Source organism: Sphingomonas adhaesiva (genome assembly GCF_036946125.1).
Lineage (GTDB): Bacteria > Pseudomonadota > Alphaproteobacteria > Sphingomonadales > Sphingomonadaceae > Sphingomonas > Sphingomonas adhaesiva_A.
Window position 1 is genome coordinate 507991 of record NZ_JAQIJT010000001.1, and the last position, 20566, is coordinate 528556.

The window sequence follows — 20566 nt, forward strand, 5'->3', positions numbered from 1 at the left end:
CATGGATTTCAACGACACCCCAGAGGAAGCCGCCTATCGCACCCGCGCCCGCGACTGGCTGGAGAGCAACGTCGCCGAGCACAAGGCGCAGGGCCATGCCGACGACATGGCCGCCGCACGCGCGTGGCAGGCGCGCAAGGCCGCGGCCGGCTATGCGCAGATCACCTGGCCGAAGGAATGGGGCGGCGGCGGCGGCACCCCGATCCAGTCGGTGATCTTCGGCCAGGAGGAAGCGAAGCACCCGGTCCAGTACGGCTATTTCACGATCGGGCTGGGCATGTGCGTCCCCACCGTGATGGCGTTCGCGGATCAGGCGACGAAGGAGCGCTTCGTCGGCCCGGCGCTGCGCGGCGAGGAAATCTGGTCGCAGCTCTTCTCCGAACCCGCTGGCGGTTCCGACGTGGCGGCGATCCGGACGCGTGCCGTCAGGGACGGCGACGACTGGGTGGTCAACGGCCAGAAGGTCTGGACCTCGGGCGCGCATTATTCGGATTATGGCATCCTGCTGGTCCGCACCAACCCCGACGTGCCCAAGCACAAGGGGCTGACGATGTTCTGGCTCGACCTGCGCTCGCCCGGCGTCGAGATCCGCCCGATCCACCAGATGTCGGGCGGCTCCAACTTCAACGAGGTGTATTTCACCGACGTCCGCATCCCCGACGCGCAGCGGCTGGGCGAGGTCGATGCCGGCTGGAAGGTGGCGCTGGTCACGCTGATGAACGAGCGCCTCGCGGTCGGCGGCGGCGGCGGTGCGGGGCCGAAGGAAATCCTGAAGCTGGCGCGCGAGATCGACGCGGCGGAGGGTACGCTGCTCCAGGAACCCGCCTTCCGCCAGAAGCTGGCCGACTGGTGGGTCCAGTCGGAGGGGCTGCGCAACACGCGGATGCGCACGATCACCGCGCTCAGCCGCGGGCAGACGCCGGGGCCGGAAAGCTCGATCGGCAAGATCATCGCCGCCAACCAGCTGCAGGACATCGGCAATTCCGCGGTCGAGGCGGAGGATCAGTTCGGCATCATCGCCGATCCGGCGCTCGCGCCGCTCAAGGGGCTGTTCCAGTCCGCGGTGATGAACGCGCCCGGCTTGCGCATCGCGGGCGGCACCGACGAGATCCTGAAGAACATCATCGCCGAACGCGTGCTGGGCCTGCCCGGCGAGATCCGCACCGACAAGGATGCCGCGTTCAAGGATCTGAAGGCGTAGCCCGTCCGTCACCCCGGACTTGTTCCGGGATCCAGGGTTCCGCGTACCGTCAGGCGTGGGGCGCGCGGAACCCTGGATGCCGGGACAAGCCCGGCATGACAAAGGGGAACACGCGTGCCTCCCCCTCATCCGGGGTTCCCCTGCGACTCCCCATCGGTTAACGCTTCGTCGATGATGGCGGACGGTCAGGACCAGCCCGCGCAGGGACGTTTCGAGGGCGCCGTGCACCTGTTCCCGCTGCGCGTCTATTTCGAGGACACCGACCTGTCCTCCGTGGTCTATCACGCCAACTATCTGAGATATATGGAGCGTGCGCGTTCCGACCTGCTGCGCGTCGCGGGCATCGACCAGCGCGCGCACTTCGAGGGCGGGGGCGGCGCCTATGCCATCACCGATCTGGCCATCCGCTACCGCGCGCCTGCGCGGCTCGACGATGCGTTGCTGGTGGAAAGCCGCGTGGTGCAGGTGCGCGCCGCCAGCGTCGTCATTCATCAGACAGTCAGCCGGGGCGGGGAATTGCTGACCGACGCCCGCGTCACCGCCGCGTTGGTGGGGGCCGATGGTCGTCCGCGTCGCCAGCCCGTGGCGTGGGTCGACCTGTTCCGCCGCCTCGTGACTCCAGGGGAAGATACGCCTTGAATCCGATTTTGCAGACCGACGCCGCCACGCTGTCGCCGATCGCGCTGTTCCTTCAGGCCGACTGGGTGGTGAAGGCGGTGATGCTGGGGCTGCTGGCCGCCAGCATCTGGACCTGGGCGATCATCATCGCCTCCTGGGTGAAGCTGGGGCGTACGCGCAAGGCGGCGGAGACGTTCGAGCGCGAGTTCTGGGCCGCGGACGATATCGACGCCTTCTTCCGTGCCAAGGGGCAGGCCGACCTGCCCTCCGCGCGCGTGCTGGAGGCGGGGGTGACAGAGTGGCGCCGCTCCACCCACGGCAACCGCATCGACCGCGAGGGCGTGCGCGAGCGGCTGGGCACGGTGATGGCGAGCGCGGTCGCGCGTGAGGTGGACCAGTTGTCCGACCGGCTCAACGTGCTGGCGACGGTCGGGTCGGTGGCGCCGTTCGTCGGGCTGTTCGGCACCGTCTGGGGCATCATGCGCAGCTTCACCTCGATCGCCAGCGCGCAGAACACCAGCCTGGCGGTGGTCGCGCCGGGCATCGCGGAGGCGCTGTTCGCGACCGCGATCGGGCTGTTCGCCGCCATCCCCGCGGTGATCGCCTACAATCGCTTCAGCCACGCGATCAACCGGATCGAGGCGCGGCTGATGCGCTTCGCCGATGCGTTCCACGCGACGCTCTCGCGCCAGCTCGACGGCGAGCGCTGATGGCGATGCACCTGCCCTCCGCGCGCGGGAAAGGCCGCCGCGCGCCGATGGCGGACATCAACGTGACGCCGCTGGTCGACGTCATGCTGGTGCTGCTCATCATCTTCATGGTCACAGCGCCGCTGCTGACGCAGGGCGTGCCGGTGAACCTGCCCGACAGCCGCGCCAAGCCGCTGGAGCAGGACCAGCAGCCGACCGAGATCTCGATGGACGCCGATGGGCGCATCTTCCTCGCCAAGGAGGAGGTGTCCGCCGACGCGCTGGCGCAGCGGCTGGACCAGGTCGTCGCGCGCGCCCCCGCCGGGCAGCCGCCGCAGGTGCTGCTGCGCGCCGACCGCGGGCTCGACTACGGCCGGGTGATGCGGGTGATGGGGCTGCTCAACGCCGCCGGGCTGAACCGGGTCGCGCTGGTGACGGTGGGCGAGGAATAAGAGGTTGGAGCGCGCCGAGAAGATCGGGCTGGCCGGGGCCGTCGCGGGGCATGTCGTGCTCTTCGGCCTGCTGTCGGTCGGCTTCCTCGACACGCCCGACCCGCTCAAGCCGAAGCCGGCCCCGGTCGAGGTCAGCCTGGTCAAGGACGTCGCGCTGGAGGCTGCGGCTCCGGCGACGACGGAACAGGCGTCGCAGGCGATCGCCCCCGACGTCGGCGAGCCCGAGGAGGCGCCGCCCCCGACGCCCGAGGAAGCGCCCGCGCTCGAGCCCGCGCCCAAACCGGCCCCCGCGCCCGAGCCGAAGCCCGCGCCCGCCCCGCCGAAGCCGACCCCGCCCAAACCCGCGCCGGCCAAGCCTGCGCCCAGGCCCGCTCCGGCGCCCAGGCCCGCGCCGCAGGCCAGGCCCAAGCCCGCCACCCCCGCGGCGGAAAAGGCCCCCGCCAAGCCCGCGCCCGCCAGGCAGCAGAGCGCATCCTCCGCCAGCAAACCCGCGGCCAAGCCCGCCGCATCCAAGGGCAACGGCAAGACGCAGGCCGCGACCGCCACGCGCCCGCGCGGCAGCCGGCTGGGCGACGATTTCCTGAAAGGCCTGACCGCGGAGCCCAGCAAGGCGCGCGACAGCGACGCGCCCCCCGCCGCGGCGAAGATCGATGGCAAGGCGCTCGCTTCGATCGTCCAGGCGATCGCGCGCCAGATCCAGCCCTGCGCCGACCGCCAGGTCGATCCCGGCCCCGGCGCGAACCAGATCGTCACCACGCTCAACCTGCGGCTCAACCGCGACGGGACGCTGTCCGCCACGCCGACCGTGGTGCGGCAGGCCGGCGTCGACGACGACAACCGCCGCTATGCGCGCCGCGTGGTCGATCTGGGCGTTGCGGCGTTCAAGGGGTGTTCGCCGTTGAAACTGCCCGCCGAATATTATGCCACCGCCAACGGGGGGTGGAGCAACATCAACTACAATTGGAAGCTGCGCTGATGCGATTCCGGTTCCTCCTTCTCGCTGCCGCCACCGCGGTCGCCACCCCGGCGCTGGCGCAGGACGTGCCCCCGGTGACGCTCCAGCCCCCCGCGGGCGCGGCGGTGCCCGCGGGGCAGACCCCGCCGCCGCTGGAGGTCGACGTCACCGGCGGTATCAGCGCGCCGATGCCGATCGCGATCCCGCCGATGCCGACGCAGGCGGTGGTGCAGACGCCGGCGGGCTCGACCGACCAGCTCGGCCGTCAATTGTCGGAGATCGTCGCCAACGACCTGCGCAACTCCGGGCTCTTCACCCCGCTCGCGCCCGCGCGGCTGCGCAGCATCGCCTTCCCGGAGGTGACCGCGCCCGCCTTCGACTATTGGGGCGGGTCGGGCGCGCAGGCGCTGGTGCAGGGCTATATCCGCGCCAACGGCGACGGTACGCTGACGGTCGGCTGCTACCTCTACGACGTCTCGGCACAGACCGAGCTGACGCGGCAGGGCTTCGTCGTGCCGCCGTCGGACTGGCGGCGTGCCGCGCACAAATGCGCCGACATGGTCTATACCCGGCTGACCGGCGAGGGCCCCTATTTCGACAGCCGCATCGTCTATGTCAGCGAGACCGGACCCAAGGGCAACCGCATCAAGCGCCTCGCGATCATGGACCAGGACGGCGCCAACCACCGCTTCCTGACCGCGGGCTCGTCGATCGTGCTGACGCCGCGGTTCGCGCCCAACCAGCAGTCGATCGTCTATATGAGCTATGTGGGCAAGGCGCCCGCGATCTACGTCTACGACATCGGCTCGGGGCGGCAGCGGCTGGTGGTGCAGAACGTCGCCACCACCTTCGCGCCGCGCTTCTCGCCCGATGGCCGCTGGATCCTGTTCTCGATGGCGACCGGCGGCAACACCGATCTCTACCGCGTCGCCGCCGGCGGCGGCACGCCGCAGCGGCTGACCACCGCACCCGGCATCGACACCGGCGGCAGCTATTCGCCCGATGGGTCGAAGATCGTCTTCGAAAGCGACCGTTCGGGCGGACAGCAGCTCTACGTCATGAACGCGGACGGCTCGAACCAGCAGCGCATCAGCTTCGGCGGCGGGCGCTATGCGACGCCGGTGTGGAGCCCGCGCGGCGACCTGATCGCCTTCACGAAGATCGCGGGCGCATTCCGCATCGGCATCATGAGCCCCAGCGGATCGGGCGAGAAGCTGCTCACCAACAGCTGGCAGGACGAGGGGCCCTCGTGGAGCCCGAACGGTCGCGTCCTCACCTTCTTCCGCCAGGGGCAGGGCAATGCCGGCAAGGCCGACCTGTGGATGGTCGACCTGACCGGGGTGAACGAGCGCCGCATCCCGACCCCGCTCGACGGCTCCGACCCCGCGTGGGGACCATTACGCCCCTGACACGTTTCAATCGGTAGGGAGATTGACCGATGGCAAGACTGACCACCACGATCCTGATGGCGACCGCGCTGGTCGCGACCGCGGCCTGTTCGAAGAAGCGGCCCGAGGTACTGCCGCCTGCACCGGGCCAGACGCCGCCGCCCGCACCGACCACCGGGCCGGTCGACCCGAACGGCGGCATCGCCCCCGGCTCCGCGGCGGATTTCAAGCGCACGGCGCAGAGCGACACGGTGCTCTTCGGGCTCGACATGTACGACATCGACGCGACCGCGCGCGCGATCCTCGACACGCAGGCGGAGTGGTTGCTGCGCTACCCCAACGTGACGATCACGGTGGAGGGCCATGCCGACGAACGCGGCACGCGCGAATACAATCTCGCGCTCGGCGACCGCCGCGCGAACGCCGCGAAGAACTATCTCGCCGCCCGCGGCGTCTCGCCCTCGCGGATCACGACGATCAGCTACGGCAAGGAACGCCCCGTCGCGCTCGGCTCCGACGAGGCGAGCTGGGCGCAGAACCGCCGCGCGGTGACGGTGATCGTCAACGGGGGGTGAGCGATCTCGAGCGCGGTCGCCACGGCGGCCGCGCCCGCGTCAGTACCCCGCGGCGTGTTCGACGTCGTCGGGGTCGCCCAGGAAGAGGGTGATCTCCTTCGCCACGGCGTCGGCGATCTCGATCGGCGCCATGTGCGTCTCATCCGCGAATGCGCGCAGGTCGGCACCCGGGATGGCGGCGGCGGTCTCCTCCATGCTGCCGTCGCCGAAGAACTGATCGCGCGCGCCGCCGATGACCAGCGTCGGGGTGGAAATGCGCGCGAGCTCAACGCGCGGGGCCTCCAGCATCGCGGTCAGATAGCGGACGATACTTGGCCCCGGCGCCATCCCGCGCGCGACGCGGTCGCCGCCCAGCCGGATCATGGCCGTCATCAGCCAGTTGTACGGGCGACGTCGGAACAGACGGCCGAACGCGCGGGTGAAGCCCGTCACGTCGCCGGCTTCCAGACAGGCGATCTGGCGCGCGATATGGGCCGCTCCGGCCGGCGAGAACCGTTCGCCGCTCGCCAGCAGCACCATTCGCCGGAATGCCGCCGGCCGCGCCGCGGCGAGCCGACACGCCACCATGCCGCCGTACGACACGCCGATCAGATCGAGCGGCTGGTCAGGCGCCGTCTCTGCGACAGCGAGCGACGTGGCGAAGGTCACGTCATCGATCGAGAGCCCGGCGGGCGGATCGGGTCGATAGTTGAGCAGGACGAACGATCGTCCCCTGGGCAACACCTTGGCCATGCGCCGCGCGTCACGCTCCAGCCGCTCGGGGGAGGATTGCCGCACGAACCCCTGCCCGCCGTTGAGCACGACCATGGTCGGCCGTTCGCCGACCCGCGCGAACGGAACCTGGTTCGTCGTCGTTCCGGTGACGATCGTCGTCATGACAGCCCCTTGCATCCGACACCCGACTAGCCGCGCTGCGGCCGGCCGGCAGCGGCTTGCGATCAAAATGCGACGAGGCGCTCCGCCTATCGAGCGGTCCCGACCCTTCGGCGCACTGCGAAAGAGATTAAGGATGGAGAAGGTGGATGCCCGACAAGGATTCGAACCTTGATTGACGGAGTCAGAGTCCGCTCTCTTACCATTAGAGGATCGGGCAACGAGGCGGCGTCTCTAGGCCGGTCGCCCCCGCGGGTCAACCCGATTCGTGTCGGTGCGGTGGCCTGTGGATGGCCAACTTGCCGTGTCGGCGGCGAGTGTGTAGCCTGGCGCCCAAGCACCGGCCGGCGCCCGCGACATCCGACGCGGGCGGCGGGGCGGAAGAGACAGGAAATTGACGGCAATGGTGGAATATCCCGCCCAATTGCCGCGCCGGCAGGGTCAGGGCCCTGCCCGTTCGGCACTTCCCGCGCCGCGGCATGCGCGCGGCGCCCCGCGGCATTATGCCGCGCTCGACCTCGGCACCAACAACTGCCGCCTGCTGATCGCGCGCCCGCAGGGTGACGGGTTCGCGGTGGTGGACGCCTTCTCGCGCATCGTGCGGCTGGGCGAGGGGCTGTCGGCGTCGGGCGCGCTGTCGGATGCCGCGATCGAGCGCACCATCGCCGCGCTGAAGGTGTGCGCCGACAAGCTGAAGCGCCGCAACGTCCGCCTCGCGCGCTCGGTCGCGACCGAGGCGTGCCGCCGCGCCAGCAACGGCACGCGCTTCATCGCGCGCGCGCTGGAGGAAACCGGCATCCACCTCGACATCATCTCCGCGGAGGAGGAGGCGCGGCTCGCGGTGCTCGGCTGCCACGCGCTGCTGGAGCCGGGGACGGGGCCGGCGCTGGTCTTCGACATCGGCGGGGGGTCGACCGAACTGGTGCTGGTCGACGGCGACACGCCGGTGCCGCGCGTGCGCGACTGGCATTCCGCGCCCTGGGGCGTGGTGTCGCTGACCGAAAGCGCGGGCGGCGGGCGGACCGCGGAGGAACGCGCCGCGGCGTACCGGCGGATGCGCGCGCTGGTGGCGGAAAGCTTCGCCCCCTTCGCCGCGCGGCTGCCGGCGCTGACCAGCGTGCCGCGGATGCTGGGGACCAGCGGCACGGTCACGACGCTGGCGAGCGTGCACCTGGGGCTGGAGCGCTACGACCGTTCGCAGGTCGACGGGCTGATCGCGCCCGCCGCGGCGATGCGCGCGATCAGCCAGGAACTGGCCGGCATGTCGCTGGCCGAGCGCGCGCTGCTGCCGTGCATCGGGCGCGAGCGCGCCGATCTGGTCGTCGCGGGCTGCGCGATCCTGGAGGGGATCCTCGACATCTGGCCCGCCGAGCGGCTGGGCGTGGCGGATCGCGGCATCCGCGAGGGCATCCTGCGCCGGCTGATGGAGACGGGGGCATGAGGGGGGCCGGGGTCGGCCGTCAGCGCGTCAAGACCGCGCGCAACCGGACCGCGCAATCGACCCGCTGGCTGGAGCGCCAGCTGAACGATCCCTATGTCCGCCGCGCCAGGGCGGAGGGCTATCGCAGCCGCGCCGCCTACAAGCTGATCGAGCTCGACGAGCGGTTCGGGCTGCTCAAGGGCGTCAGGCGCGTCATCGACCTGGGGATCGCGCCGGGCGGGTGGAGCCAGGTGGTGCGGCGCCTGTCGCCGGCCGCGGCGATCGTCGGCATCGACCTGTTGCCGGTCGATCCGATCGACGGCGTCACCATCTTCGAGATGGACTTCATGGCCGACGACGCGCCCGACCGGCTGATGGCGGCGCTGGGCGGCGCGCCCGACCTCGTCATGTCCGACATGGCGGCGAACACCGTCGGCCATCCGCAGACCGACGCGCTGCGCACCATGGCGCTGGTGGAGACCGCGCTCGCCTTCGCGGTCGACGTGCTGCGTCCCGGCGGCACCTTCGTCGCGAAGGTGTTCGCGGGCGGCGCCGATTCGACGCTGGTGGCGGAGATGAAGCGCAACTTCGCGACGGTGAAGCACGCCAAGCCGCCGTCGAGCCGCAAGGGCTCGGTCGAATGGTTCGTCGTCGCGCAGGGCTTCAAGGGCCGCGACGGGGGCCGCGCCGCGCCGCCCGCCGACAACTGACGCCGCTCACGGCCCGCCCCATCCCCGTTACCCGCGCGCCGCGCCGCCGCGCGCGCCTTGTCCGGACACCCGCATGACCTCCCCCCGCCGTACCTTCGCGATCATCTCCCACCCCGACGCGGGCAAGACCACGCTGACCGAGAAGCTGCTGTACTTCGGCGGCGCGATCCATCTGGCGGGCGAGGTGAAGGCGCGCGGGCAGAACCGGCGCGCGCGCTCCGACTGGATGAAGATCGAGCAGCAGCGCGGCATCTCCGTCACGTCCTCGGTGATGACGTTCGAGCACGGCGGCATCACCTTCAACCTGCTCGACACGCCGGGGCACGAGGATTTCAGCGAGGATACCTACCGCACGCTGACCGCGGTCGACAGCGCGATCATGGTCATCGACGCCGCCAAGGGGATCGAGCCGCAGACGCGCAAGCTGTTCGAGGTCTGCCGCCTGCGCAGCGTGCCCATCATCACCTTCGTCAACAAGGTCGACCGCGAAGGCCGCCCGGTGTTCGAGCTCCTGGACGAGATCGCCGACATGCTCGCGCTCGACGTCTGCCCGATGACCTGGCCGGTCGGGATGGGCGGCACGTTCGAGGGTATCCTCGACCTCGCCACCCGCCGCATCAGCCGCCCGGAGGGCGACAGCCGCCTGTTCCAGGGCAAGGTGGAGGCGGACCCGACCCTGCCGGACGACGTGGCCGAGGAGATCGAACTGGCGCAGGCCGGCTATGCCGACTTCGATGCCGAGGCCTATCGCAACGGCGACCTGACCCCGGTCTATTTCGGCTCCGCGCTCAAGGATTTCGGCCCCGACGCGCTGATCGCGGCGCTGTCCGACTTCGCGCCCCCGCCGCGCCCGCAGCCGGCCGAGCCCGCCCCGGTCACCCCGGAGACGAAGGAAGTCACCGGCTTCATCTTCAAGGTGCAGGCCAACATGGACCCGCAGCACCGCGACCGCATCGCGTTCATGCGGCTGTGCTCGGGCACGTTCCGGCGCGGCATGAAGCTGACCCCGACCGGCCACGGCAAGCCGATCGCGGTCCACTCCCCGATCCTCTTCTTCGCGCAGAACCGCGAGGTCGCGGACGAGGCGTTCCCCGGCGACATCATCGGCATCCCCAACCACGGCACGCTGCGCGTCGGCGACACGCTGTCGGAGAGGGCCGACGTGCGCTTCACCGGGCTGCCCAATTTCGCGCCCGAGATCCTGCGCCGCGTCGCGCTGAAGGACCCCACCAAGACCAAGCAGCTGCGCAAGGCGCTCGACGACATGGCGGAGGAGGGCGTGACCCAGGTCTTCTACCCCGAGATCGGCAGCAACTGGATCATCGGCGTCGTCGGCCAGCTCCAGCTCGACGTGCTGCTGTCGCGGCTGGAGGCGGAGTACAAGGTCGCCGCCGCGCTGGAGCCCGCGCCCTACGACACGGCACGCTGGGTCTCGGCGGAGGACCCCGCCGATCTCAAGGCGTTCACCGACCTCAACCGCTCGGCCATGGCCAGGGACCGCGACGGCAACCCGGTGTATCTCGCCAAGTCGGCCTGGGACGTCGGCTACGCGCAGGACCGCAACCCGAAGGTGAAGTTCTCCGCCGCGCGGGAGCGATAGGCGAAGCCTCCGTCATTGCGAGCGCAGCGAAGCAATCCAGTGTTCCGCGCGCTGCCCTGGATTGCTTCGCTGCGCTCGCAATGACGACGAGGTCGGAGGCAACGATTTGAGCCCTCGCCGATTGATCCGCATCAGTCCCCACGGAGATGATGTGATGAACCGCCGTACCCCGCTGATCCTCGCGCTCGCCGCCGCCGCGCTCGCCGCATGCAGCGACCGTGTCGAGGATCACGCCGAGCGCACCGGCAATGCGATCGCCGCCGATGTCGATGCCGCGACCGCCAACGTCGTCGGCAGCGTCGATCGCCTGACCGACCATGTCGGCAACACGCTGGATGCGGTGACGGCCCGGTCGCTCGACCGCGCCGCCGACCGCCTCGACGGCGCGGCCGACCGGCTGCGCGCCGATGTCGAGCGTCACACCGACGCCGCCACCGGCCGCGCCGGCGCCGCGCTGGAGCAGGCCGGCAACGACCTGCGCCGCGAGGGCCGCCGCGCGGAGATCGAGCGCGCGCGGGAGGCGCAGGAGGGCAACCGCTGACGCGCACCTGTCACCCCGGACTTGAGCCCGGGTGACGAAACGGCAGCCGATGTCACATCGGTTCTCCTGCGAACGCAGGAGCCCAGGGTCGTCGTGCACCACGGTCGTTTCTCTGCGTCGCCCCGGGTTCCCGCGTCCGCCGGAACGCAAGCCGGATTACCCCGCCTCCGCCAGCAACCCCGTCGCCTGCGCCCCGGTCCAGTCGAGATCCCCCGTCACGCGCCAGATCTCCCTGCCGTCCGCGCCGTACAGGATCGTCGTCGGCAGGTTCGCGGCATAGGCCGTGCTCAGCGCCAGCTTCGGATCGAGGTGGAGCGCCAGCGCGGGCAGCTTGCGCGCGGCGAAGAAGGCGGTCGCCTTCGCCGGCTCCATGTCCTGGCTCACCGCGATCACGCGCACCTTGTCGCCCAGCGCTCCCGCTGCGGTGTTCAGCGTCGGCATCTCCTTGACGCACGGCGCACACCAGGTCGCCCACAGGTTCACCAGCAGCGGCTTGCCCTCGTAGCCTGCGAGCGTCGCCGGCTTGCCGTCCGCGGTGGTGAATGCCGCGTCGGGCGCCGTCTCGCCCTTGTGGCTGCGATCCACCTTTTCCGCCTTCGGCGCGCTCGCCGTCACCTCGTCCGACGAAGCGGCCGGCGCGGCGACGTTCGCCTCCGCTTGCCCGTTGCCCGGCGACGCCCTATCGCACGCCGTGGCCGCGAGCGCGGTCGCCAGGAGACAGACGATCGCCGAGCGTGAGGTCATGAGCGGTTCCAACCAGATGTGGGGCGGTCGGTTCGCCGAAGGCCCGGCCGCGGTGATGCGTGAGATAAACGCCTCGATTCCCTTCGACAAGCGGATGTGGCAGGAGGATGTCGCCGGCAGCCGCGCGCATGTCGCGATGCTGGGCGCGCAGGGCATCGTCGCCGCCGACGACGCCGCGACGATCGCTGCCGGACTGGAGCAGGTCGCCGCCGGCTATGCCGCGGACGGCGTGCCGGTCGACCTCGCGATGGAGGACATCCACATGCTGACCGAGGCGCGGCTGGCCGACGCCATCGGTCCCGTCGCCGGGCGCCTCCACACCGCGCGCAGCCGCAACGATCAGGTCGCGACCGACTTCCGCCTGTGGGTGCGCGGCGCCACCGATCAGGTGCTCGCCGCGCTCGCCGCGCTCGACGATGCGCTGCTGGCGCGCGCGGAGGAACATGCCGACAGCGTGATGCCCGGCTTCACCCACCTGCAATCGGCGCAGCCGGTGACGCTCGGCCATCACCTGATGGCCTATCACGAGATGGTGTCGCGCGACGTGTCGCGGTTCAGCGACAATCGCGCGCGCGGCAACCTGTGCCCGCTGGGCGCGGCGGCGCTGGCGGGCACCGGCTTCCCGGTCGATCGCGCCGCGACCGCCGCGGCGCTCGGCTTCGACGGCCCGACGCGCAACAGCCTCGATTCGGTCAGCGACCGCGACTTCGCGCTCGATTACCTGATGGCGGCGGCGCAATGCTCGCTCCACCTCTCGCGCCTCGCGGAGGAATTCGTGCTCTGGGCGTCGCAGCCGTTCGGCTTCGTGTCGCTCTCCGACCAATGGTCGACCGGCAGCAGCATCATGCCGCAGAAGCGCAACCCGGACGCCGCAGAGCTGGTGCGCGGCCACGCGGGCCGCATCACCGGCTGCCTCGTCAGCCTGATGGTGACGATGAAGGGGCTGCCGCTGGCCTATTCGAAGGACATGCAGGACGACAAGCCGCCGGTCTTCGAATGCCACGACCTGCTCGCCATCTCGATCGCGGCGATGACGGGCATGGTGGAGAGCGCGACCTTCCGCACCGATCGCATGCGCGCCCTGGCGGAGAGCGGCCATGCCACCGCGACCGACCTCGCCGACTGGCTGGTGCGCGAGGCGGACGTGCCCTTCCGCGAGGCGCATCACATCACCGGGCGCGCGGTGGCGCGGGCGGAGGCGCTCGGCTGCACGCTCGATGCGGTGCCGCTCGCCGATCTCCGCGCGATCGACCCGCGGATCACGGAGGCGGTCTACGGCGTGCTGTCGGTCGATGCCTCGGTCGCCAGCCGCAGGAGCTTCGGCGGCACCGCGCCCGACAATGTCCGCGCCGCGATCCGTGCCGCGCGGGACGCACGCGCGTGAGGGGCCTGCTCCCGCTGACAGCCGCGCTCGCGCTGGCCGCGTGCGGATCGACCGGCACGCTCAAACCGGCCGCGGGTGAGCAATTGCCCGCAGCGCCGTATGGCGCCACTGCGACGCCGGGCGTGACCCAGCTGCTGACCCCGACGGTCCAGCAGCGCCCACAGCGCACCGGCGATGTCATGACCCGCTCGCGCGAACGACAGGACGATCCGTTCGACCTGCCGCCGAGCTGACGCCCGAAAGAAGACCCATGGACCATTTCCACTATCGGGACGGCGCCCTGTTCTGCGAGGGCGTGCCGCTGTCGCGCATCGCCGATGAGGTCGGCACCCCCGTCTACGTCTATTCCGCCGCCGCCTTCCGGCAGCAGGCGCGCGCGTTTCGCGACGGGCTCGCGCCGGTGCCCGACGTCCACCTCGCCTATGCCATCAAGGCCAATCCCAATATCGCCGTGCTGCGCCTGCTCGCGGCGGAGGGCTATGGCGCGGACGTCGTCTCCGGCGGGGAGATGGCGCGCGCGCTGGCGGCGGGGATGCCCGCGGAGGGGATCGTCTTCTCCGGCGTCGGCAAGACCGCGGCCGAGCTGGTGCGCGGGCTGGAGGCCGGGATCGGCCAGTTCAACCTGGAGCTGGAGGAGGAGGGCGTCGTCCTCGCCCGCCTCGCCGCCGAACGCGGGCTGACCGCGAAGGCGGTGCTGCGCGTCAACCCGGACGTGGACGCGGGCACCCATGCCAAGATCTCGACCGGGCGCAAGGAGAACAAGTTCGGCGTGCCCATCGATCAGGCGCCCGCAATGTACGCGCGCCTCGCCGCGCTGCCGGGGCTGGCGATGCAGGGCGTCGCGATCCACATCGGCAGCCAGCTGCTCGACCTCGCGCCGCTGGAGGCCGCCTATGCGCGCGTCAAGCAGCTGGTCGACGAGCTGCGCGCCGCGGGCCACACGATCGCGCGCGTCGATCTCGGCGGGGGCGTCGGCATCGCCTACAGGGCGGGCGACGTGCCCCCCGACCTCGCCGATTACGGCGCGATGGTCGCGCGCGCGACGCGCGGGTGGGACGTGCGGCTGATGTTCGAGCCCGGACGCGTGATCTCCGGCGGCGCGGGCGTGCTGCTGACCACGGTCATCTGGGTGAAGCCCGGCGTGACGCACCCTTACGTCATCGTCGATGCCGCGATGAACGACCTCGCGCGCCCGTCGCTGTACGATGCGTGGCACGATTTCGCGGCCGTTCGCCCCACCGGCGAGCACTTTACCGCCAACATCGCCGGCCCCGTGTGCGAGACCGGCGACACGTTCGCGATGGGTCGCGAGGTGGACCGGGTGGCGAGCGGCGACCTCGCGGTCTTCCACACCGCGGGCGCCTATGGCGCGACGATGGCGTCGACCTACAACAGCCGCGCGCTGGTGCCGGAGGTGCTGGTCGACGGCGACCGTTTTGCCGTCGTCGCCGATCGTATCGCAGCCGAAACGATCCTGGCGGCGGAGTGCGTGCCGGAGTGGCTGTGACGCTGCGCCCCCGTTCTGCGCCAACATCGCCAACATTGGGCCTGTCCGGCGCATGACGCTCCACAGCCTCCCCCTGTTCGTGCGGCTCCACGGCCGCCCCGTGATCCTGGTGGGGGAGGAGGAAGCCGCCGCGCCCAAGCGGCGGCTGCTGGAGCGCGCCGGCGCGATCGTGGTGGGGGAGGACGACCCCCATGCCCGGCTCGCCATCGTCGCCGATGACGCGGCGGCGGTGGCGCGGCTGAAGGCGCGCGGCGTGCTGGTCAACGCGGTCGACCGGCCCGATCTGTGCGACTTCACGCTCCCCGCGATCGTCGACCGCGCCCCCGTCATCATCGCGGTCGGCACCGGCGGCGTCTCCGCCGGGCTCGCGGCGGCGCTGCGCCAGCGGCTGGAGGCGCTGCTCCCCGCCTCGCTCGGCCGCCTCGCCGAGGCCCTCCACGCCGCCCGCACCGCGCTGCGGGCGCACTATCCCGATGGCGGCGAGCGACGGCGCGCGATCGGCGCTGCGCTGGCCGCTGGCGGGGCGCTCGACCCGCTGGAGGATCATGACGGCGCGGACGTGATCGCGGCCATCGCCGCCGGCGGCGCGGCGACGGGGCTCGAACGCCTCGTCCTCGCCTCCGCCGATCCCGACGACCTCACGCTGCGCCAGGCGCGCCTGCTCGCCGCCGCCGACCGCGTGACCCACCGCGCCGATGTTCCGCCCGCGATCCTGAACCGCGCCCGCGCCGATGCGTTGCGCCAGCTTACCGCGGCGGCGCCGGGCGACGACCACCCCGGCCTGACGGTGGACGTGTCGATGCGGGGGGATGGGGCATGAGCGGTTTTGCCTGGCGGATCGATGCGGACGGCGCCGCGCACGAGGTGGCGGTCAGGGGCGCGCTCGAATGCGGCGCGCCGTTCGTCTGGGTGCACCTGAACACCAATGCCGACCATGCGCAGGCGTGGCTGCGCGACGAGGCGAAGCTCGCCCCCTATACCGTCGACGCGCTGACCGCCGCGGAATCGCGTCCGCGCTGCGAGAAGATGGCGGACGGCGCCTTCCTCAACATGCGCGGCCGGACCGAGGAGGAACTGGACCCGTCCGACGTCCTCGCCTCGATCCGCCTGTGGGCGGCCAAGGGGCGCGTCGTGTCGGTCACGCGCAAGCATCTGATCGCGACCGATACGGTGGTCGAGCAGATGCGCCGCGGCGAGGTGCGCGATCCGGGCGACCTCATCAGCAGCTTCGCGACCGCCATCACCGAGGATCTCGACCCGGTCGTCGCGCAGCTGGGCGACTGGCTCGACGATTGCGAACAGGGGCTGCGCGCGGATCGCATCTTCGAGTTGCGCCGCGGGGTCACGCGCGTCCGCTCGGAGGCGATCAGCTACCGCCGGTTCCTCAGCCCCCAGCGCGTCGCGCTGGAGCGGCTGGCGGCGCTGCCGGGCGACTGGCTGGCGGACGACGACCGCGCCCACCTCGCCGCCGCCGCCGACCGTGCCGCGCGCATGGCCGAGGAGGTGGAGGCGATCCGCGAACGCTCCGCACTGATGCACGAGGCGCTGACCGACCTGCGCGCGGAACAGCTCGACCAGCGCAGCCTGATGATCGCGGTCGCGGCGATGGTGTTCCTGCCGCTGACCTTCATCACCGGATTGTACGGGATGAACGTGAAGGGGCTGCCCTATGCCGAGGAGCCCTGGGCGTTCGACGCCATCATGGGCGCCTGCGCCGCGATCGCGGCGGGGATCGTGATCTACTTCCTGCGGAAACACTGGTTCCGGGGGTAGGAGGCGCAAACCCGTTACCCGGATCACGTCCGGGGTGACGCCCGTCCTACGCCGCGCGCGCCTGCTTCCATGCGCCCGCGATCTCGTCCAGCTCCGCCGCCACGTTGCGCAGCGGCTGGCCATCGGTGCCCAGGCTCGCCTCGATCACCTGCTTGCGGCAGCCCGCGTAGAAGCGAGCGAGCACGCGCGACACCTCGCCGCCCTTGTCGAAGTCCAGGTTCGCCTCCAGCGCGAAGAGGATCGCGGTGGCGCGCGTCACGCGTTCGCTGCGGGTGGCGAACTGGCGGTGGTCGGTGGCCCAGGCGGCGACGCGCAGCGCCTGCGTCAGCTCCTCGTACAGCAGCTGGACCAGCGCCGGGCCATCGGCGGCCGCGGTACGGCCGGCGAGGTCGATCTCGCGATAGGTGCGCGCCGGGTCGCGCAGCAGGGCGGAAGCGTAAGCCATCTCTTCTATCCCCAGCTCAGCTCTGCTTCGTCCACATGTCGATCTTCTGCTGCATGAACGACTGCGTCGCCTTGTAGGCGGACACGCGCGCATTCATGCTCGCGAACTGCTGCGTCAGCCGCGTCGTCGCGCGATCCGACTGGTCCTTGATCGAATCCTGCTTCTTGGTCAGGTCGCTTTGCGCCTGGCGATAGCGGGTCGTCGACGCACCCAGACCGTAGACGGTGCTGGCGCTGGCGTTCTTGATCGAGGCCATCGCCTGATACAGCCCGGTGTTGCCGACCGGGCTGTAGGCGAACATCTGTTCGACCGCGTCGGGCGCGTTCTTCAGCGCGGCGGTCAGCGCGCCCTCGTCCACCTCCAGCATGCCGGTCTTGGCGACGGTGCGCACCCCGATCGCGGACAGCGAGGCGGCGGTGCCGGCGGCGGCGTTGGGCAGCAGCACCTTGCTGGTCAGCGACTGGAGCGAGCGCAGCAGCGTCTTGGCCGCCGGGTCGGCGCGCAGCTCGCCGTTGATCGGGTCGGTCTCTTCCTTCACGACCGCGAGCACCTGGTTGTAGGTCTCGACGAAATCCTTCACCGCGCTGGTCAGCGCGGTGGTCGGGCGCGCGGACGAGATCGTCGTCGTGCCCGGCGCGGTCAGCGACAGCTTCACGCCGGGAACCAGGTCGGACACCTCGTTGGTGGCGCGCTCGACGGTGGCGCCGTCGATCGTCAGCGACGCGTTGGCCGCACCGCTCGCGACGGTGGAGGGGAGGGGAGACGTTTCGCCACTGGTTCGCGGGCGGACGTCGAACTTGCCGAGGTCGCTGGCCGGGTCGCCGGCGCTCAGCGAGAACGCCTGCTCCTCGCCCAATTGCCCGCGCATCGCCAGATACGCACCGCCATCGGCGTCGGTGACGACGGTCGCCGTGACGCCGGCCTTCTGCGCATTGATCGCCGCCGCGATGCCCGCCAGCGTGTTGTTCGACGAATCGATCGTGATCGCGAACGCCTTGTCGCTGTTGTCGGCATTCTTGCCGGGGGTGAAGGCGGTCATCTCGCCGTTGGCATAGGTCGCGCTGCCCAGCTTCAGCGTCAGCGTGCCCGTGCCGAACGTGGTGGTGGCGGGCGTCGCGACCTTCGCGCTGGTCGTCGTCTGCGCGGTGGCGAGCGAATTGACCTTGATCGTGGTGTTCAGCGCCCCGACGGTCTGCCCCTGGATCGGGGCGGCGGTGACCGCGGCGTTGTTGGAGCTGACCGGCTGCGTGCCGAGCGTCCCGCCCTTGACCAGATTCTCCAGCGCCTTGGTGAAGTCGTCGATCGTGCCCTTCAGCTTGGACGCACCCGAAATCTGCGCGGTCAGCGTGTCGTAGCGCGCGGTCAGCTGCGCCCGGCGGGTCGCGAACTGCGCCTCGACCAGCTTCGACACGACCGAGGCGCTGTCGACGCCCGAACCGGCGTCGAGCGAGTCCATCAGCGACTTCGCCGCCTCGCTCGCCACCTGCGCGGCGGTCTTGGTCGTCGACGGGGTCGGCGTCGCGGTGCTCGTGGTCGAGCCGGAGGTGCTGCTGACTGTCGCCATGATGCTCTTTCAAACGACCGCCGGACGGCGATCTTTACCCCTGTTTTGCGCCATGCTCGTCGAAACGGGCGGTCGGCGGCACCTCGATGGCGGGCTGCACGCCCCCCGCCGCGGCGTTCAGGCCGAAAACGAACGCCAGCACGGTCGCGATCGCCATGTACAGGTCGTCGCGGACCTCCTGCCCCTCGCGGCTGGTGTAATAGACGGCGCGCGCCAGCGCCGGATATTCCAGCACCGGCAGCCCCTGTTCCGCCGCCAGTTCGCGGATGGCGAGCGCGGTCGCGCCGCGCCCCTTGGCGACCACCACCGGCACCTGGTCGTTGCCGCGATCGTAGCGCAGCGCGACCGCGAAGTGCGTCGGATTGGTCAGCACGACATGCGCCTCGGCCAGCGCCTTGCGCATGCCCCCGTTCAGCATCGCGCGCTGCTTCGCGCGCAGATGCCCCTTCATCTCCGGATTGCCTTCGCTCTCCTTGTGCTCATCCTTGATCTCCTGCTTGGTCATGCGCAGCTTGCGCAGCAGCTGGAAGATCTGCGTCGGCACGTCGAGCATCGCGATGCCCATCAGCCCGGCCGCCATCGCCAGCATCACGCCCGTCAGCGTCGAGCCGAGCGAGGCGAGCGCCACCGGCAGGTTGGACGAGGCCAGCCCGAAGCTGAAATGCGCGGTCTTCCACATCATCCACGCGCCGATCGCGCCCAGCAGCACGACCTTGAGCAGCGACTTCGCCAGCTCGATCCAGCCCGACAGGCCGAAGATGCGCTTCAGCCCGGAGGCCGGGTTGATCCGCGCCGCCTTGGGCGCCATCAGCGAGGCGTTGAAGGTCAGGCTCCCCAGGCCCGCCTGGCTCGCGACCGCCGCGCCGATGGTGATCGCGAACAGCGTCGCCACCGGCGGCGCCAGCTTCCACCCCGCCTGGATCAGCGGGCGCCACGGCTGGAAATCCTCCACGTCGGCGCGTCCGAAGGTGAAGCTGGCCGCCATCACCTCGCGGCAGGCCGCGACGAGCGCGGGGCCGAAGAAGATCATCCAGGCGGTGCCGGCGAGCACGACGAGCGCGGTCGCGAACTCGCGGCTCTTGAGGATGTCGCCCTTTTCGCGCGCGTCTGTCTTGCGCTTCTGGGTTGGGGCTTCTGTCTTGTCGCCCATGTCCTCTGCCATCAGCCCAGCCCCTTAACCCAGCACCAGGCTTTGCGCGGCGGCGAGGCCTTCACGCACGATGACCTGCATGTAGTCGCCCATCGCCGGGAACGCGATCGCGAGGCTGATGACCCCGACCGCCAGGCTGGCGGGCAGGCCCACCGCAAACAGGTTCAGCGCCGGCGCCGAGCGCGACAGCATGCCGACGACCAGGTTCAGGCACAACAGCAGGAACCCGACCGGCAGCGCCAGCAGCAGCCCGGCGGCAAAGGCATAGCCCCCGAACAGCGCGATGTCGCGCAGCTGCCCCGCGGTCAGCCAGGAGGCGCCCGGCGGCAGCGCGACATAGCTCTTCACCACCATGTCGACGAGCACGAGGTGCCCGTCGAGCGAGAGGAAGAGGAGGGTGAGCAGGATCGACAGGAACTGACCGATCGCGGGGCTGGAGCGGCCGGAATTGGGATCGATCATGTTGGCGAAGCCGATCCCCATCGACCCGCCGATGATCTCGCCCGCGATCAGCGGCGCGGCGAACGCGATCTGGAGGATGAAGCCGATCGCCAGCCCGACCAGCGCCTCCGCGGCGACCGCGACGAAGGTGGCGAGCGCGAAGATCGTCGGCGGCACCGCGACCGGCGTGGTGCCCAATACCAGCACGCCCACCGCCCCCGACAGCGCGACGCGCACCGGCAGCGGGACCGAGACGTTGCCGAACACCGGCGCCGCGATCAGCGCGGCACCGACGCGCACCATCACGAACAGCAGCGCCCACAATTGGGGTTCGATGGAGAGGCCGAAGCCTAGCATGGCGCAGACCGCGAGAGCGCGCACGCTGCGCGCCACGCGGGCAAGCCCGGCCGGCGGGCGCGAGGCGCCCGACCGACGACGCGGCCTTGCCGCGGCGCGACACCCGCAGCATTTCCTCCGCGCCGCGGCGAAGCCGCGCCGTCGGTCCCCGGCGATGCCGGGGCCGGCCGGGCTTGCGC

22 protein-coding genes and 1 tRNA gene are annotated in these 20566 nt (G+C 70.9%); 16 read left to right on the top strand and 7 right to left on the bottom strand.

All coding sequences use genetic code 11. From position 1 onward, the window contains the following. Position 1: 1 nt before the first annotated feature. From PGN23_RS02540 to pal, 7 genes are all read left to right on the top strand, one after another. On the top strand, positions 2-1201 hold the full coding sequence (locus tag PGN23_RS02540; RefSeq protein WP_335301275.1) for an acyl-CoA dehydrogenase family protein: 1200 nt from the start codon (positions 2-4) through the stop codon (positions 1199-1201). A 171-nt stretch (positions 1202-1372) separates the two neighbouring features. Then, complete coding sequence (locus PGN23_RS02545; RefSeq protein WP_335301276.1) at positions 1373-1840, top strand: YbgC/FadM family acyl-CoA thioesterase; 468 nt, start codon at positions 1373-1375, stop codon at positions 1838-1840. Beyond that, positions 1837-2529, top strand: a complete 693-nt coding sequence (gene tolQ / locus PGN23_RS02550) for a protein TolQ (protein WP_335301277.1) — start codon at positions 1837-1839, stop codon at positions 2527-2529. Before PGN23_RS02545 ends, tolQ begins: the two co-directional genes overlap by 4 nt. Continuing rightward, positions 2529-2960, top strand: a complete 432-nt coding sequence (gene tolR / locus PGN23_RS02555) for a protein TolR (RefSeq protein ID WP_335301278.1) — start codon at positions 2529-2531, stop codon at positions 2958-2960. The genes tolQ and tolR overlap by 1 nt, the downstream gene beginning before the upstream one ends. A 4-nt stretch (positions 2961-2964) precedes the next feature. Next, positions 2965-3936 carry a cell envelope biogenesis protein TolA gene (locus tag PGN23_RS02560; protein WP_335301279.1) on the top strand — a complete coding sequence of 324 codons (972 nt, stop codon included), beginning with the start codon at positions 2965-2967 and terminating at the stop codon, positions 3934-3936. After that, positions 3936-5324: a Tol-Pal system beta propeller repeat protein TolB gene (tolB, locus tag PGN23_RS02565; RefSeq protein ID WP_335301280.1), complete on the top strand. Its 1389-nt coding sequence runs from the start codon at positions 3936-3938 to the stop codon at positions 5322-5324. The genes PGN23_RS02560 and tolB overlap by 1 nt, the downstream gene beginning before the upstream one ends. Positions 5325-5353: 29 nt before the next feature. Continuing rightward, on the top strand, positions 5354-5878 hold the full coding sequence (gene pal / locus PGN23_RS02570) for a peptidoglycan-associated lipoprotein Pal (RefSeq protein ID WP_335301281.1): 525 nt from the start codon (positions 5354-5356) through the stop codon (positions 5876-5878). 39 nt (positions 5879-5917) lie between these two features. Here pal and PGN23_RS02575 read toward each other — a convergent pair whose 3' ends face one another. Further along, positions 5918-6754, bottom strand: coding sequence for an alpha/beta fold hydrolase (locus tag PGN23_RS02575; RefSeq protein ID WP_335301282.1), 837 nt, complete (start codon positions 6752-6754; stop codon positions 5918-5920). 143 nt (positions 6755-6897) lie between these two features. Then, positions 6898-6971 (bottom strand) — tRNA-Gln (locus tag PGN23_RS02580). Positions 6972-7154: 183 nt separating this feature from the next. Between PGN23_RS02580 and PGN23_RS02585 the strand changes: the two genes are divergently transcribed. The 4 genes from PGN23_RS02585 to PGN23_RS02600 all read left to right on the top strand — a co-directional run bounded on the left by PGN23_RS02585 (position 7155) and on the right by PGN23_RS02600 (position 11022). Next, entirely contained in the window at positions 7155-8192 is a 1038-nt protein-coding gene (locus tag PGN23_RS02585; RefSeq protein ID WP_335301283.1) for a Ppx/GppA phosphatase family protein, read from the top strand. Further along, complete coding sequence (locus PGN23_RS02590; RefSeq protein ID WP_335301284.1) at positions 8189-8881, top strand: RlmE family RNA methyltransferase; 693 nt, start codon at positions 8189-8191, stop codon at positions 8879-8881. The genes PGN23_RS02585 and PGN23_RS02590 overlap by 4 nt, the downstream gene beginning before the upstream one ends. Positions 8882-8954: 73 nt before the next feature. Then, entirely contained in the window at positions 8955-10481 is a 1527-nt protein-coding gene (locus tag PGN23_RS02595; protein ID WP_335301285.1) for a peptide chain release factor 3, read from the top strand. Between the two features lie 154 nt (positions 10482-10635). Beyond that, on the top strand, positions 10636-11022 hold the full coding sequence (locus PGN23_RS02600; protein ID WP_335301286.1) for a hypothetical protein: 387 nt from the start codon (positions 10636-10638) through the stop codon (positions 11020-11022). A gap of 156 nt (positions 11023-11178) precedes the next feature. Here PGN23_RS02600 and PGN23_RS02605 read toward each other — a convergent pair whose 3' ends face one another. Then, positions 11179-11766, bottom strand: coding sequence for a TlpA family protein disulfide reductase (locus tag PGN23_RS02605; protein WP_335301287.1), 588 nt, complete (start codon positions 11764-11766; stop codon positions 11179-11181). Positions 11767-11782: 16 nt separating this feature from the next. Here PGN23_RS02605 and argH point away from each other — a divergent pair, with 16 nt between their 5' ends. From argH to PGN23_RS02630, 5 genes are read left to right on the top strand one after another with little or no spacing between them, the layout of a single operon-like run. After that, entirely contained in the window at positions 11783-13150 is a 1368-nt protein-coding gene (gene argH, locus PGN23_RS02610) for an argininosuccinate lyase (protein ID WP_335302062.1), read from the top strand. Beyond that, on the top strand, positions 13147-13383 hold the full coding sequence (locus tag PGN23_RS02615; RefSeq protein ID WP_335301288.1) for a hypothetical protein: 237 nt from the start codon (positions 13147-13149) through the stop codon (positions 13381-13383). Before argH ends, PGN23_RS02615 begins: the two co-directional genes overlap by 4 nt. Before the next feature lie 17 nt (positions 13384-13400). Then, entirely contained in the window at positions 13401-14657 is a 1257-nt protein-coding gene (lysA, locus tag PGN23_RS02620) for a diaminopimelate decarboxylase (protein WP_335301289.1), read from the top strand. Between the two features lie 52 nt (positions 14658-14709). Beyond that, positions 14710-15477, top strand: a complete 768-nt coding sequence (locus PGN23_RS02625; RefSeq protein WP_335301290.1) for a precorrin-2 dehydrogenase/sirohydrochlorin ferrochelatase family protein — start codon at positions 14710-14712, stop codon at positions 15475-15477. After that, positions 15474-16430: a CorA family divalent cation transporter gene (locus tag PGN23_RS02630; protein WP_335301291.1), complete on the top strand. Its 957-nt coding sequence runs from the start codon at positions 15474-15476 to the stop codon at positions 16428-16430. The genes PGN23_RS02625 and PGN23_RS02630 overlap by 4 nt, the downstream gene beginning before the upstream one ends. Before the next feature lie 46 nt (positions 16431-16476). Here PGN23_RS02630 and PGN23_RS02635 read toward each other — a convergent pair whose 3' ends face one another. The 4 genes from PGN23_RS02635 to fliR are packed head-to-tail and all read right to left on the bottom strand — an operon-like array spanning position 16477 to position 20387. After that, positions 16477-16875 carry a flagellar export chaperone FliS gene (locus PGN23_RS02635; RefSeq protein WP_335301292.1) on the bottom strand — a complete coding sequence of 133 codons (399 nt, stop codon included), beginning with the start codon at positions 16873-16875 and terminating at the stop codon, positions 16477-16479. Between the two features lie 16 nt (positions 16876-16891). Continuing rightward, positions 16892-18439 (bottom strand): flagellar filament capping protein FliD, encoded by a 1548-nt coding sequence (gene fliD / locus PGN23_RS02640; RefSeq protein WP_335301293.1) that lies wholly within the window; start codon positions 18437-18439, stop codon positions 16892-16894. A gap of 34 nt (positions 18440-18473) precedes the next feature. Next, positions 18474-19601: an EscU/YscU/HrcU family type III secretion system export apparatus switch protein gene (locus PGN23_RS02645; protein ID WP_335301294.1), complete on the bottom strand. Its 1128-nt coding sequence runs from the start codon at positions 19599-19601 to the stop codon at positions 18474-18476. A gap of 12 nt (positions 19602-19613) precedes the next feature. Continuing rightward, entirely contained in the window at positions 19614-20387 is a 774-nt protein-coding gene (fliR, locus tag PGN23_RS02650; RefSeq protein WP_335301295.1) for a flagellar biosynthetic protein FliR, read from the bottom strand. Positions 20388-20566 lie beyond the last annotated feature (179 nt).

Coding starts and splice junctions, on each gene's coding strand:
- argH (WP_335302062.1), top strand. CDS start 11,783: ATGTGGGGCGGTCGGTTCGCCGAAGGCCCGGCCGCGGTGATGCGTGAG.
- PGN23_RS02590 (WP_335301284.1), top strand. CDS start 8,189: ATGAGGGGGGCCGGGGTCGGCCGTCAGCGCGTCAAGACCGCGCGCAAC.
- PGN23_RS02600 (WP_335301286.1), top strand. CDS start 10,636: ATGAACCGCCGTACCCCGCTGATCCTCGCGCTCGCCGCCGCCGCGCTC.
- PGN23_RS02540 (WP_335301275.1), top strand. CDS start 2: ATGGATTTCAACGACACCCCAGAGGAAGCCGCCTATCGCACCCGCGCC.
- tolB (WP_335301280.1), top strand. CDS start 3,936: ATGCGATTCCGGTTCCTCCTTCTCGCTGCCGCCACCGCGGTCGCCACC.
- PGN23_RS02635 (WP_335301292.1), bottom strand. CDS start 16,875: ATGGCTTACGCTTCCGCCCTGCTGCGCGACCCGGCGCGCACCTATCGC.
- PGN23_RS02595 (WP_335301285.1), top strand. CDS start 8,955: ATGACCTCCCCCCGCCGTACCTTCGCGATCATCTCCCACCCCGACGCG.
- PGN23_RS02625 (WP_335301290.1), top strand. CDS start 14,710: ATGACGCTCCACAGCCTCCCCCTGTTCGTGCGGCTCCACGGCCGCCCC.
- PGN23_RS02645 (WP_335301294.1), bottom strand. CDS start 19,601: ATGGCAGAGGACATGGGCGACAAGACAGAAGCCCCAACCCAGAAGCGC.
- PGN23_RS02575 (WP_335301282.1), bottom strand. CDS start 6,754: ATGACGACGATCGTCACCGGAACGACGACGAACCAGGTTCCGTTCGCG.
- PGN23_RS02605 (WP_335301287.1), bottom strand. CDS start 11,766: ATGACCTCACGCTCGGCGATCGTCTGTCTCCTGGCGACCGCGCTCGCG.
- fliD (WP_335301293.1), bottom strand. CDS start 18,439: ATGGCGACAGTCAGCAGCACCTCCGGCTCGACCACGAGCACCGCGACG.
- tolR (WP_335301278.1), top strand. CDS start 2,529: ATGGCGATGCACCTGCCCTCCGCGCGCGGGAAAGGCCGCCGCGCGCCG.
- fliR (WP_335301295.1), bottom strand. CDS start 20,387: ATGCTAGGCTTCGGCCTCTCCATCGAACCCCAATTGTGGGCGCTGCTG.
- lysA (WP_335301289.1), top strand. CDS start 13,401: ATGGACCATTTCCACTATCGGGACGGCGCCCTGTTCTGCGAGGGCGTG.
- PGN23_RS02545 (WP_335301276.1), top strand. CDS start 1,373: ATGATGGCGGACGGTCAGGACCAGCCCGCGCAGGGACGTTTCGAGGGC.
- pal (WP_335301281.1), top strand. CDS start 5,354: ATGGCAAGACTGACCACCACGATCCTGATGGCGACCGCGCTGGTCGCG.
- PGN23_RS02630 (WP_335301291.1), top strand. CDS start 15,474: ATGAGCGGTTTTGCCTGGCGGATCGATGCGGACGGCGCCGCGCACGAG.
- PGN23_RS02585 (WP_335301283.1), top strand. CDS start 7,155: ATGGTGGAATATCCCGCCCAATTGCCGCGCCGGCAGGGTCAGGGCCCT.